Here is a 13,001-nt window from a genome sequence, read left to right as displayed (position 1 = left end):
ACAACCGCCCTGGACAAAGGGCCAGTCAACACCGGCCTTTGCACCGTGACCGGCGAAAAGACCGGCGCAGGGCTTAGAAGAAGCCCAGCGGGTTGATGTCGTAGCTCACCAGCAGGTTCTTGGTCTGCTGGTAGTGATCGAGCATCATCTTGTGGGTTTCACGGCCAACGCCGGACTTCTTGTAACCACCGAAGGCCGCGTGCGCCGGGTAAAGGTGATAGCAGTTGGTCCAGACACGCCCGGCCTTGATGCCGCGGCCCATGCGGTAGGCACGGTTGATGTCGCGGGTCCAGACCCCGGCGCCCAGGCCGAACTCGGTATCGTTGGCAATGGCCAGGGCTTCGGCCTCGTCCTTGAAGGTGGTGACGCTCACCACAGGCCCGAAGATTTCCTCCTGGAACACCCGCATCTTGTTGTTGCCCTTGAGCAGGGTCGGCTGGATGTAGTAACCGGTGGCCAGCGCGCCTTCGAGTTTCTCGACCTTGCCCCCGGTCAGCAGCTCGGCGCCTTCCTGCTGGGCGATCTCGAGGTAGGACAGAATCTTCTCGAATTGCTGTTGCGAGGCCTGCGCACCGACCATGGTGTCGGTGTCCAGCGGGTCGCCGCGCTTGATCTGTAGCACCTTTTTCATCACCACTTCCATGAACTGCGGGTAGATCGACTCCTGTACCAGCGCACGGGATGGGCAGGTGCACACTTCGCCCTGGTTGAAGAAGGCCAGGACCATGCCTTCGGCGGCCTTGTCGATGAAGCTCGGTTCGGCCTGCATGATGTCTTCGAAGTACACGTTCGGCGATTTGCCGCCCAGTTCCACCGTCGACGGGATGATGTTCTCGGCTGCGCACTTCATGATGTGCGAGCCCACGGGCGTGGAGCCTGTGAAGGCAATCTTGGCGATGCGCTTGCTGGTGGCCAGCGCCTCGCCCGCTTCACGGCCGTAGCCCTGCACCACGTTCAGCACGCCCTTGGGCAGCAGGTCGCCGATCAGCTCCACCAGCACGGTAATGCCAAGGGGCGTCTGTTCGGCAGGCTTGAGCACCACGCAGTTGCCTGCTGCCAGCGCTGGCGCGAGTTTCCAGGCGGCCATCAGGATCGGGAAGTTCCACGGGATGATCTGGCCCACCACGCCCAGCGGCTCATGGATATGGTAGGCAACGGTGTTTTCGTTGATTTCCGCAGCGCCGCCTTCCTGGGCGCGGATGCATCCGGCGAAGTAGCGGAAGTGATCGACCGCCAGTGGGATGTCGGCATTGAGGGTTTCTCGCACGGGCTTGCCGTTGTCCCAGGTTTCGGTGATGGCCAGGACTTCGAGGTTCTGCTCGATACGGTCGGCAATGCGCAGCAACACGTTGGAGCGGTCCTGGACGGACGTGCGACCCCAGGCATCGGCAGCCGCGTGGGCAGCGTCCAGGGCTTTGTCGATGTCTTCGGCGGTGGAACGGGGGAATTCGGCAATCGGTTGCCCGTCCACGGGCGATGTGTTGGTGAAGTACTCACCCTTTACCGGAGGAACGAACTCACCACCGATGTAGTTGCCGTAGCGGCTCTTGAAGGAAACTTTCGCGCCTTCGGTACCGGGATGTGCATAACGCATGGTGTGTCTCCTGGCTATTGTGTTTGTGTGGAGTGCAAAGCGTAGAGCAAAGGTTGGGCCATCGTTTTGCACTTCAATGAAATCAAGCAGTTGACGGGTACCGACGCTCTCTGGCGACCCGCGATGTACCGTGCTCGATACAGGCTTGGGTGACAGTGTGTACCGCCGGTGGCACGCCTCGTGGCGGGTGCATTGCAAACCGGCCTGCTGTAGAGGATGCTGGCTTTAGCCTCTATCTGCGGAGAATCACAATAATGCAGAGCAACCCATTCACCCAGCATGCCCGGCAAGTGCACACGGTCGCCCATGGCGGGCGTGTCGAAGGCGGCAGCGACCCGTCCATTGCCCGCTCCTGGCTGCGCTGCCTGGAGGACTACCACCTGGATCCGGCGCTGGCCGAAGCACCGGTGGTCCTCGAACATGGTCGCCTGCTGGAAAGCCGCGAACGCATGCGCCAGGTGCTGCAAATCGCCGATCAGGAAATGAACAGCCTGCACCAGCAGCTTTGCGGTGCTGGCCATGCGGTGTTGCTCACCGATGCCCGTGGGGTGATCCTCAACTGCGTCACCGCTCCCACCGAACGGCGCAGCTTCGAACAGGCAGGACTGTGGCTGGGCGCTGACTGGAGCGAGGCGCGAGAGGGCACCAACGGCATCGGCACGTGCCTGGTCGAACGTCAGGCGCTGACCATTCACCAGCACGAACACTTTCGTGGGCGGCATACGGGGCTGACCTGCTCGGCGAGCCCGGTGTTCGACCCTCAGGGGCATTTGCTGGCCGTGCTGGACGTGTCTTCAGCGCGGCCCGACGTTTCGCGCCAAAGCGAATTCCACACCATGGCCATGGTGACCCTGTCGGCCAAGATGATCGAAAGCTGCTATTTCATGCGCCAGTTCGAGCATCACTGGCTGCTGCGTTTTCACCTGCAGGCCGAGTCGGTCGGGCTGTTCAGCGAGGGGCTGCTGGCGGTCGACGGCGATGGCCGTATCTGCGCGGCCAACCAGAGTGCGCTGAACCTGCTGGGCCGCGTGCGCGCCGATGTGCAAGGGCAGACCCTGGAGCAGTTTTTCGCCTGCACCCATGACGAGCTGTTCAGCCGTGCCATGCCCGATGGCAGCGCAGCCTGGCCGCTGCTGACCCTGGACGGCCGGCAGGTGTTCGCCAGCCTGCGTGGCCAGGCACGTACGCCGGTCTGGACCGTACCCGCCGGGCATTCGCGCCGCGTCGTCCGGCAGCCACCGCAGGTCTGCCTGCTGGACCCTGCGCTGCAACAGGATTTTCGCCGCAGTGTGCGGGTGTTCGAGCGCAATGTGCCGCTGTTGCTCAGCGGCGAGACGGGTTGCGGCAAGGAAGCCTTCGCCCAGGCCGTGCATCAGGCCAGCGAGCGTCGAGACAAGCCATTCGTGGCCATCAACTGCGCGTCCATCCCCGAGAGCCTGATCGAAAGCGAGTTGTTCGGCTATCGGGCCGGCAGCTTTACCGGGGCACGCAAGGAAGGCATGCGCGGCAAGTTGCTGCAGGCCGACGGCGGCACCTTGTTGCTGGACGAAATCGGCGACATGCCGCTGGATCTGCAAACACGGCTGCTGCGCGTGCTCGAAGAGCGGCAGGTGGTGCCAATCGGCGGCGAGCCGCAGGCCGTGGATGTACGCATCATCAGTGCCACGCACCGCGACCTTTTGCAACGGGTGGCCCAGGGTACGTTCCGAGAAGATCTTTATTACCGCCTCAACGGGCTTGAAGTGGCTTTGCCTGCCGTGCGCGAGCGCAGCGACAAAGCGCAGTTGCTGGACTTGCTGCTGCGCCAGGAAACCCAAGGCCAGTTGATTGAACTCGAGCCCCAGGCGCGTGAGGTACTGCTGGACTACCCCTGGCCTGGTAACGTGCGGCAGATGCGCAACGTGCTGCGCACCCTGGCTGCCCTGTGCGACGAGGGCCGCGTCACGCTGGCAGACCTGCCTGCCGTGGTGCGCACGGCGCGTCGCCAAGGCGCAGCGCCAGTGGCCACGGCGGTCTTGGCGGATGAGGGTTCACCGGTACCCGAGAGCAAGACCGCATTGGAGACGGCCGAACGCCAGGCACTGCTGGCCGTTCTTGAGGCCCGGCATTGGCAGCTTACCCGGGTCGCCGAGCATCTGGGCATCAGCCGTAACACGCTGTATCGCAAACTGCGCAAGCATGGCATCACCCGGCCCGACTGACGAAACAGCGGGTGCGATTTGTCGCGCCCTGGGCTACCCTGCCTCGATGTTTTGCGAGGTCGACCATGCATATTCACATTCTCGGTATTTGCGGCACTTTCATGGGTTCGCTGGCGGTGCTGGCCAAGGAACTTGGCCACCGCGTCACCGGCTCGGACGCCAACGTCTATCCGCCGATGAGCACCCAGCTCCAGGCCCAGGGCATCGAGCTGACCCAGGGTTATGACCCTGCCCAGCTGGAGCCGGCTCCCGATCTGGTGGTCATTGGCAACGCCATGTCCCGTGGCAACCCGGCGGTGGAGCATGTGCTCAACAAGGGCCTGCCCTATGTGTCGGGCCCGCAATGGCTGGCCGACCATGTGCTGCAGGGCCGCTGGGTGTTGGCAGTCGCCGGCACCCATGGCAAGACCACCACCAGCAGCATGCTGGCCTGGGTGCTTGAGCATGCCGGCATGAGCCCTGGCTTCCTGATCGGTGGGGTGCCGCAGAATTTCTCCGTATCGGCGCGGTTGGGTGATACGCCGTTCTTCGTGGTCGAAGCGGATGAGTACGACAGTGCCTTCTTCGACAAGCGCTCGAAGTTCGTGCATTACCACCCGCGCACGGCGATCCTGAACAACCTGGAATTCGACCACGCGGACATTTTCCCTGACCTTGCTGCCATCGAGCGACAATTTCATCACCTGGTACGCACCATCCCCAGCGAAGGCCTGGTGATCCATCCCACGTCCGAACACGCGCTGGCGCGGGTCATCGACATGGGCTGCTGGACGCCCGTGCAGACAACAGGCGACGGCGGGCAGTGGCAGGCACGCCTGCTCAGCCCGGATGGGTCGCGCTTCGAGGTGCTGTTCGACGGGCACGTGCAGGGCGTGGTGGATTGGGCCCTGACCGGTCAGCACAACGTGGCCAATGCCTTGGCGACCCTGGCGGCCGCCCGTCACGTTGGCGTGGCACCGGCGATCGGTATCGAAGGCCTCAGTGCGTTCAAAAGCGTCAAGCGGCGCATGGAAAAGGTCGCCGAAGTGCAAGGCGTGACCATCTTCGATGATTTTGCCCATCACCCCACGGCCATTGCCACCACCCTGGACGGCCTGCGCAAGCGCGTGGGTGATGCACCGGTGATTGCCGTCATCGAGCCGCGCTCCAATTCGATGAAACTGGGCGCACATCGCGATGGCCTGCCTGAGAGCGTCAACGATGCTGACCAGGTGATCTGGTACGCCCCGGCCAACTTGGGTTGGGACCTGGCAGCCACGGCCGCGCAATGCAAGGTGCCCAGCGTAGTGGCCGACAGCCTCGAGGCGATCATCGAGCAGGTCAAGCGCCAGGCGCGGCCAGGTACCCAGGTGGTCATCATGAGCAACGGTGGCTTTGGCGGCCTGCACGGCAAGCTGGCCGAGGCGCTCAAGTGAGCGGGCCGGAACGCATTACCCTGGCGATGACCGGGGCATCGGGTGCGCAGTATGGCCTGCGCTTGCTCGATTGCCTGGTGCGCGAAGATCGGGAGGTGCACTTTCTGATTTCCAAGGCCGCACAGCTGGTCATGGCGACCGAAACCGACGTACTCCTGCCTGCCAAACCGCAGGCGATGCAGGCGTTCCTGACCGAATACACCGGCGCTGCCGACGGGCAGATTCGGGTGTACGGCAAGGAAGACTGGATGTCGCCCGTGGCGTCGGGTTCCGGCGCACCAGCGGCCATGGTGGTGGTGCCGTGTTCTACCGGCACGCTGTCGGCGATTGCCACGGGTGCGTGCAACAACCTGATCGAACGGGCTGCCGATGTCACCCTCAAGGAGCGTCGGCAGTTGATCCTGGTGCCTCGTGAGGCGCCGTTTTCCACCATTCACCTTGAAAACATGCTCAAGCTGTCGCAGATGGGTGCGGTGATGCTACCGGCCTCGCCTGGTTTTTATCATCAGCCACAGACCATCGACGATCTGGTCGACTTCGTGGTGGCGCGCATCCTCAACCTGCTGAACATCCCACAGGACATGCTGCCGCGTTGGGGTGAGCATCATTATGGGGTGGATGATTGAAAAGAGGGCTGGCCGGTACGCTGGCTGTGTTGATGCTCGGTGGCTGCGCCACGGTACGCACCCTGGATGGCACCAAGCCAGGGGCGCCGGTGGTGTATGCAGGCACCCGTCTGGATTGGTATGCGATCAGCGGAGGCTGTTGCCCCCAGGCGCGCTTCGGTGTCGACGCGCCCCGGTTCGCCTCCCTCGATCTGCCAGTCAGTTTTATTCTCGATACCTTGTTACTGCCGTTGACCCTGCCAGCCGCCGCCGGCATCTACTATCACGGCAGCGGCGGCTTTTGAGTGCTGCATGCAGCCGCTAGCAACCCGGCAGCGGTTCAGTTTTTCCCCAGCTTGCGCAACTCGTCCGACTCCACGATCCGGATGCCGTCCTCTTCCTCCAGCGCCAGGCGCCACAGCGCTCGGGCCAATGTGCAGGCCTCAATACCCCGGTACTTGCCAGGCATCAGCTTGGAAAAGGGAGCGGCCAGGGTTTCGGTGAGCCTTGGCTCGGTGCGTTCTCCCAGCAACAGCGACGGGCGGACGATGGTCAGTTGAGGCCAGTCCTGGGCTTTGAGGGCTTCTTCCATCTCGCCTTTGACGCGGTTGTAGAAGATCGAGGATGTCGGGTCGGCGCCCACGGCACTGATCACCAGCAAGTGCCTGGCCCCCATCTCACGGGCTCGCTTGCTGAAGGCCACTACCATGTCCAGGTCCACGGCTTTGAATGCGGACTCCGAGCCTGCCTGCTTCAATGTCGTGCCCAGGCAGCAATACGCGATGTCTACGCGGCCCTCCAGCTGGGGCAAGAATACAGCCGGATCGCCTACGGGGTTATCCAGATGGGGATGTTCTGCCAAAGGGCGGCGTGTAGGCGCCAGCACGCGGGTGATGGTGGGCTCATTGAGCAGGCGGTCGAGCAGGTGCTCGCCAGTCAGGCCGGTCGCTCCGGCAAGCAGGACATGCTGAGGCGTCAAGTACATGATGTCTCTCCCTTGTTACACACAAGCTTAGTGGCTGCGCGGCGTTTTTGCCTGTGCCCCCACCGCTGCCTGTGTCGTATTGCGCAAGGCTTCTTCGGCCTGGTTCCGGCGTAGGCGCTGCCAGTGCTCCAGCACGTTTGGCGGTGCCCATAGCTGCGGCTCGGACGCTTCGAAGCCTTCGTTTCGTTCACGTTCGGCAACATGGGTACGCGCCAGTTCAAACGCCTGTTTCAGGTCGTCCGTCTGATTCAGGGCCTGGGCGAAAAGGGCGTCGCCAAAGTAGGTGAAGTCGGCTTCTTCCGAGCAACCGAAGGACACCCGGTCGGCTCGGGCGGCTGTCATGAGCAGCGTGCGCGAATCTTTCAGGGCATCGATGTAGCCACCGGAATAACACGCGGAAATGACGATGACCTTGTCTCGATTTTTCAAGGGGGCCAATGCATCGGCCAACTCGTCGGCGGAAATGTCGGCCAACTGCAGGCGTGGTTGATCGAGGACCAGTTGGTGGTCCTGGCTACCGTGGCTGGTGAGGTAGATGAACAGCAGGTCTTCCGGGCCGCTGCGCTCGGCCAGGGTGCTGGCGGCTCGGGTGATGCTCTGCCGCGTGGCCATGGGGCGCGTCGCCATGAAGTCACGATGGTTGACCAGCGTGACCTGGCCTTTGGCACCGAAGCGTACCTTCAGCAGGTTGCTCACGTAATCGGCTTCGCGCAGAAAAACGCTCTGCTGCCCGTCGCCCCCCACCACCAGGCTGTACAGCTCGATTGCCGGCTGGGACCGGGGTAAGGCGGCCAAGGCTTCCTTGAGCAAGCGCCCTTGATTGAGCAGTGCCATATCGAGCGGGTCCGGCAGCAAGGTGCCACGCTCATCGCGAACCCGAACGCCATTGGCCCAGGTACCGCTTTGTACCTTGCCGTCAGCCAGTGTCAGGCGCCCTTGCCCGTGGTAGGCATCATCGAGCATATGGCCCACGTACTGACTGCCATCAGCCAGTTGCAGGCTGCCCTGGCCCGACATGCGCCAGTCGAGGAACGTGCCTTTGTAATGGCTGCCATCACTGCCCAGCATTTCGCCTTCGCCGTTGAGCGAACCGTCCTTGAACTGGCCGATCCACACATCGCCTTCGGCGTTTTCGTAGCGCCCGCGGCCTTCGAGGCGGTTGTCCTTGAACTCGCCGATGTACTGCTCGCCTTCGACACTGTCGTAGGTGCCAGTGCCTTGCAGTTGGCCGTCCACGAACCTGCCGCTGAACTGATTACCGCTAGCATCGCTGCGCACGCCGGCGCCGTTGGGCTTGCCCTTGGCGAACAGGCCCCGGTAGCGACTGCCGTCGGCCAGCTCCAGTTCGCCTGCCCCTTCGTAGAGGTCGTCCTTGAACTGCCCGCGGTAGGTTTGCCCAGTCTGCTTGAGGGTGCCTTCGCCATCGCGCCGGCCATGGCGGAAGGTGCCCGCATAGTGGCTACCTGGTGTGGTCAGGTCCCCAAGCCCTTCGAACAGGCCGGCGACGAACTGGCCGCGGTAGACTTCGCCGTTCTGCCCGTGCCATTCCCCCTGGCCGTGCCATTGGCCATCCTTGAAACCGCCGGCATACCAGCTGCCATTGGGGTAGTCGATACGGCCCTGGCCCTGCAGCAAGCCGTCGACGACCTGGCCTCGGTAGCGACCGCCGTCTGGCAGACGGGCATCGGGTGGGCTCAGGGATTCGCCATCACCACAGGCAGCGAGCAACAGGAGCAGGGTCAGGGGAAGCAGTGGACGCATGGCGAGGACCGGGCAGTGAGTGCGCCGATTATGACTCAGATCGAGCGCCTGAAACAGCGAGTGGCGGGTGGGGCGAGGGGGCTTTGCGCCACGTTTGCAAGCGGTGGGGCCTCGGGTAGGGGCGGCCTGATCAGGCCGCCCCAGGGGAACTTCGATACCGTGCGCCTAGCGACCCAATCCCGGCGACACGATGATCTTCACGTTTTCCTCCTTGTTGTTCACCAGTTCCTCGAACCCCAGTTCGACGATCTGCTCCAGCCCGATGCGGCCGGTCACCAGCGGGCGTATATCCAACCGACCGTCGGCGATGAAGGCGATCACGTCGGCGAACTCGCCGTTATAGGCCAGCGCACCGATCACCTGCTTCTCGGTGGACACCAGTTCGAAGAAGTTGAATTCGCTCGGCTCCTCGAAAATTCCCACCATCACGCACTTGCCGGCCTTGCGAAGGGTGTCGATGGCCAGCTTGGCCGTGTGCTTGTTGCCGATGCACTCGAAGCTCACGTCAGCCCCCAGCCCGGCGGTGAGCGCACGAATCTCGGCCAACGCATCGCACTGGTTGGGGTCCAGGACCACGCTGGCGCCCACTTCCAATGCCTTGGCCTTGCGCGCCGAAGACATCTCCAGAGCGATCACCCGCGCCGCGCCTGCCGCCTTGGCGCACATGATGGTGCACAGCCCGATGGTACCGGCGCCCACCACCACCACGGTCTGGCCCAGCAGGCTGCCTGCTTTTTTCACCGCGTGCATGCCGACCGCCAGCGGTTCGATCAGGGCCCCTGCCTCGGCCGGGAAACCGGACGGCAGCCGGTAGAGCAGATTGGCCGGCACGTTGACCCGCTCGGCGAAGGCGCCATTGTTCATCAAGCCTGTGAACGCCAGGCGCTCACAGATGTTGTACATCCCGTGGGTACAGTAATAACAGGTGCCACAGTGCTGGCAGGCGTCTGCCGCCACCGGATCGCCCACGGCATATCCCTCGACGCCTGCGCCGAGCTTGGCGATCCGGCCGCAGAACTCGTGGCCGAGGATGCATTGGCCTTGAATACCGGTCAGCGGGTGTGGCGCGTCGACCGGGATGAAGACCGGCCCGGCCACGTATTCGTGCAGGTCCGAGCCGCAGATACCGCACCAGTCCACCTGGATCTGTACCCACCCAGGTGCAGGGTCGGCCGGCAGGGGCACCTGCTCGACCCGGATGTCGTTGCGCCCGTGCCAGACCGCCGCGCGCATGTGTGGATTGCTCAAGTCGTTCATAGGAATCTCCAGAAGCCGGGAAGGGTCAATGGCTGCGCAGGAAAGCGAGCAGGTGCTGGTTGACCGTGTCGGCGGCCTCCATCTGCACCATGTGGCCAGCTTCCGGCACGACGACCACCTGGGCCTCCAGACCCTGGGCATGACTGGCCGGAATGATCGCGTCCTTGTCGCCCCAGATCACCAGGGCCGGGTGCTGGCCCAGGACGCTGCGCAGGTCGTGGCGTTGCCGGTCGCCGTCGGCCAGGGCCGAGGCCAGCACCTGCAGCGCCTGGTCTACGCCCTCCAGGCGCTTGAACTTGAGCATGTCTTCGAGCAGTTGCCGCGTGACCAAGGCCGGATCGGCGAACAGTTGCACCATCTGCGGCTTGAGGGCGTTGCGGCTACTGGCCGCGACGAACCCTTGCAGGTACTGCCCATTGATGGCCTCGCCCAGACCCGCGCTGGCGATCAGGCCAAGGCTGGCCACCCGGTGCGGTGCCAGGCGCGCAAGGCCCAGGCAAACCGCACCGCCCATGGAGTGACCGACCAGATGAGCACGTGGAATGTCCAGGTGATCGAGCAGGGCCAGCACCGTTTCGCTCAGTTCCTCCAGGTCACCGCGCTGCAAGGCTTTGGCCGACTCGCCATGGCCCGGCAGGTCGAGGGCGATTACCCGTCGCTCGGCGGCCAGGGCAGGGTGGTTGAAGAGCCAGTTGTTGAGGTCGCCGCCAAAGCCATGTACCAGCACCAAGGGCGTCCCGCCTTCGCCCAGTTCGAACCAGCGCAACAAGCGCCCCTTCACCTCGGCTTTCTGCGGCGCAGGGCCTTGGACCTGGTCGGTGCTACCGTCGGCCACGAACTCGGCCTGGAAGCGCTGTACCACGGCGTCGATGTCGGCGTCGTCGGCTTCGCCTTCTACCACCACGGCCAACAGCGCGCCCACCGGCAGGGTCTCGTCCGGCCTGGCCACCAGGCGGCGCAGCACGCCACTGAACGGCGCCTCGACGCTGCTGCTGATCTTGTCCGTCTCCACGTCCAGCACTTCGTCGCCCTTGGTGATGACGTCGCCTTCCTGCTTGAGCCAGGTGTCCACCCGGCCTTCGGTCATCGACAAGCCCCATTTGGGCATGGTCAGGGTATGGATCTGGCTCATGCGGCGCTCCTTGCAGCATCGATAACGGTGCGCACGGCTGTTTCGATTTTGGCCGCGTCGGGGATATACAGGTCTTCCAGAGCGTCGGAAAACGGAACGGGCGTATGCGGCGCCGTCACCATTTCGATGGGCCCTTTCAGCGCACCGAATGCCTTCTGCGCAACCAGGGCGCTGATGTCCGTGGCCATCGAGCACCGGGGGTTGGCCTCGTCGATCACCACCAGGCGCCCGGTCTTTTCGACACTTTCAAGGATGCTGTCTTCGTCCAGCGGGCTGGTGGTGCGCAGGTCCAGGACTTCGCAGTCGATGCCCTGGCGGGCCAGGTTGTTGGCGGCTTCCATGGCCACATGCACCATGCGGCCATACGTCACCAGGGTGACATCGCTGCCATCGCGCAGGTAATTGGCTTCGCCGAACGGCACCGTGTACACCTCCTCCGGTACTTCGCCCTGCATGCCGTACAGCAGCTTGTGTTCGCAGAAGATCACCGGGTCGTTGTCGCGGATGGCCTGGATCAGCAGGCCCTTGGCATCGTAAGGCGAGGACGGGCACACCACCTTCAGGCCCGGGATGTGCGTCCACAGCGAGGTGAGCATCTGCGAATGCTGGGCCGCGGCACGCAGCCCGGCGCCGTACATGGTGCGCATGACCAGCGGGGTCACGGCCTTGCCGCCGAACATGTAACGAAACTTGGCCGCCTGATTGAGGATCTGGTCCAGGCAGCAGCCGGCGAAGTCGACGAACATCAGTTCGCAGACTGGGCGCAGGCCCTGGGTGGCCGCACCGACGGCGGCGCCTACGTAGCCGATCTCCGAGAGCGGCGCATCCAGTACGCGGCCTGGAAACTGGTGATACAGGCCCTTGGTCACGCCCAGCACGCCACCCCAGGCATCGTCTTCGCCAGGCGCGCCTGCACCGCCGGCCACATCCTCACCAATGATGAACACGGTATCGTCACGGCGCATTTCCTGGGCCAGGGCTTCGTTGATGGCCTGCTGGTAACTGATCTTTCTTGCCATGGTGGTTCTCCTGTTGTTCTTGTTTTGAGCGGCTCAGGGATAGGCGACGTAGACGTCGGTGAGCAGGTCGGCAGGTTGTGGCTTGGGGTCGGACTTGGCGCGTTGCACGGCATCCTCGATCAGGTCCTCGACGCGGGCATCGATGCTGTCCAGTTGGCCTGCTTCGAGCAGACCCGCGCGCACGGTCTTGTCGCGGAACTGCAGCAGGCAGTCGCGGGTTTCGCGCAGGTTCTTCACTTCATCGGGGGCGCGGTAGGTTTGCGCATCGCCCTCGAAGTGGCCGTAGTAGCGGCTGAGCTTGACCTCGATCAGCGACGGCCCCTGGCCGGCACGTGCGCGCTCGATGGCGGCACCGGCGGCCTCGTGAACCGCGAAGAAATCGAAGCCGTCGATGGTGACCCCTGGCATGCCGAAGCCGGCGGCGCGGTCGGCTATGTGATCGCAGGCCACTGACCAGTTGGACGCGGTGGCTTCGGCGTAACCATTGTTCTCGGCGACGAAGATGCACGGCAGGTTCATGATCGCAGCCATGTTCATGGCTTCGAACACTGCGCCTTCATTGGAGGCGCCATCGCCGAAGAAGACCACGGACACATCGTCGCGACCCTTGAGCTTGGCTGCCAGCGCAGCGCCTACCACCAAGGGTGCGCCAGCGCCAACGATACCGTTGGCGCCGAGCATGCCCTTGCCCAGGTCGGCAATGTGCATCGAGCCGCCCTTGCCGCCGCAGACCCCGGTCTTCTTGCCGTAGATCTCGGCCATCATGCCGTACACATCCACGCCCTTGGCGATGCAGTGGCCATGGCCGCGATGGTTGGAGGCAATGCAATCGCTGTCGCGCAGGTGGGCCATCACCCCCGCCGCGCTGGCCTCTTCACCGGCGTAAAGGTGAACGAAGCCGGGTATTTCGCCTGTGGCGAACTCGACGTGCAGGCGTTCTTCGAAGGCACGAATGGTGCGCATCACTTCATAGGCATGCAGCAGTTGTGCGGAACTCGGTTGATTGGACATCTTGTTGTTCTCCGGGGTTGT

At 63.8% G+C, this 13,001-nt stretch carries 11 protein-coding genes; 4 read left to right on the top strand and 7 right to left on the bottom strand.

All coding sequences use genetic code 11. The features are described 5' to 3' along the window. Positions 1 to 73: 73 nt before the first annotated feature. On the bottom strand, positions 74 to 1,594 hold the full coding sequence (locus CWR53_RS19715; RefSeq protein ID WP_028687655.1) for an aldehyde dehydrogenase family protein: 1,521 nt from the start codon (positions 1,592 to 1,594) through the stop codon (positions 74 to 76). Positions 1,595 to 1,848: 254 nt separating this feature from the next. On the opposite strand from CWR53_RS19715, the gene CWR53_RS19710 reads away from it, so the two are divergent. The 4 genes from CWR53_RS19710 to CWR53_RS19695 all read left to right on the top strand — a co-directional run bounded on the left by CWR53_RS19710 (position 1,849) and on the right by CWR53_RS19695 (position 6,120). Further along, positions 1,849 to 3,795: a sigma-54-dependent Fis family transcriptional regulator gene (locus tag CWR53_RS19710; protein ID WP_100852315.1), complete on the top strand. Its 1,947-nt coding sequence runs from the start codon at positions 1,849 to 1,851 to the stop codon at positions 3,793 to 3,795. Positions 3,796 to 3,860: 65 nt separating this feature from the next. Next, complete coding sequence (gene mpl, locus CWR53_RS19705; RefSeq protein ID WP_058605304.1) at positions 3,861 to 5,210, top strand: UDP-N-acetylmuramate:L-alanyl-gamma-D-glutamyl-meso-diaminopimelate ligase; 1,350 nt, start codon at positions 3,861 to 3,863, stop codon at positions 5,208 to 5,210. Then, positions 5,207 to 5,836: a flavin prenyltransferase UbiX gene (ubiX, locus tag CWR53_RS19700; protein WP_058605303.1), complete on the top strand. Its 630-nt coding sequence runs from the start codon at positions 5,207 to 5,209 to the stop codon at positions 5,834 to 5,836. Before mpl ends, ubiX begins: the two co-directional genes overlap by 4 nt. After that, on the top strand, positions 5,833 to 6,120 hold the full coding sequence (locus tag CWR53_RS19695) for a YceK/YidQ family lipoprotein (RefSeq protein WP_058639680.1): 288 nt from the start codon (positions 5,833 to 5,835) through the stop codon (positions 6,118 to 6,120). Before ubiX ends, CWR53_RS19695 begins: the two co-directional genes overlap by 4 nt. A gap of 35 nt (positions 6,121 to 6,155) precedes the next feature. Here the strand turns inward: CWR53_RS19695 and CWR53_RS19690 are convergent, their stop codons facing one another. The 6 genes from CWR53_RS19690 to CWR53_RS19665 all read right to left on the bottom strand — a co-directional run bounded on the left by CWR53_RS19690 (position 6,156) and on the right by CWR53_RS19665 (position 12,980). Next, entirely contained in the window at positions 6,156 to 6,800 is a 645-nt protein-coding gene (locus CWR53_RS19690) for an oxidoreductase (protein WP_058605301.1), read from the bottom strand. Between the two features lie 27 nt (positions 6,801 to 6,827). Beyond that, the gene (locus CWR53_RS19685) at positions 6,828 to 8,561 is read right to left on the bottom strand and encodes a C13 family peptidase (RefSeq protein ID WP_100852314.1); all 1,734 of its coding nucleotides are present in this window, start codon (positions 8,559 to 8,561) and stop codon (positions 6,828 to 6,830) included. 165 nt (positions 8,562 to 8,726) lie between these two features. Next, complete coding sequence (locus CWR53_RS19680) at positions 8,727 to 9,794, bottom strand: 2,3-butanediol dehydrogenase (protein ID WP_230379390.1); 1,068 nt, start codon at positions 9,792 to 9,794, stop codon at positions 8,727 to 8,729. Between the two features lie 49 nt (positions 9,795 to 9,843). Continuing rightward, positions 9,844 to 10,950: an acetoin dehydrogenase dihydrolipoyllysine-residue acetyltransferase subunit gene (locus tag CWR53_RS19675; protein WP_100852312.1), complete on the bottom strand. Its 1,107-nt coding sequence runs from the start codon at positions 10,948 to 10,950 to the stop codon at positions 9,844 to 9,846. After that, the gene (locus tag CWR53_RS19670) at positions 10,947 to 11,969 is read right to left on the bottom strand and encodes an alpha-ketoacid dehydrogenase subunit beta (RefSeq protein ID WP_058639423.1); all 1,023 of its coding nucleotides are present in this window, start codon (positions 11,967 to 11,969) and stop codon (positions 10,947 to 10,949) included. Before CWR53_RS19670 ends, CWR53_RS19675 begins: the two co-directional genes overlap by 4 nt. A 33-nt stretch (positions 11,970 to 12,002) precedes the next feature. Then, on the bottom strand, positions 12,003 to 12,980 hold the full coding sequence (locus tag CWR53_RS19665; protein ID WP_058605309.1) for a thiamine pyrophosphate-dependent dehydrogenase E1 component subunit alpha: 978 nt from the start codon (positions 12,978 to 12,980) through the stop codon (positions 12,003 to 12,005). Positions 12,981 to 13,001: the final 21 nt, after the last annotated feature.

Origin of the sequence: Pseudomonas sp. SGAir0191 (genome assembly GCF_002812565.2) — a bacterium.
Classification (GTDB): Bacteria; Pseudomonadota; Gammaproteobacteria; order Pseudomonadales; family Pseudomonadaceae; genus Aquipseudomonas; species Aquipseudomonas parafulva_B.
Note: the sequence above shows the minus strand (reverse complement) of the source record. Positions and strands in the feature narration are given on the sequence as shown.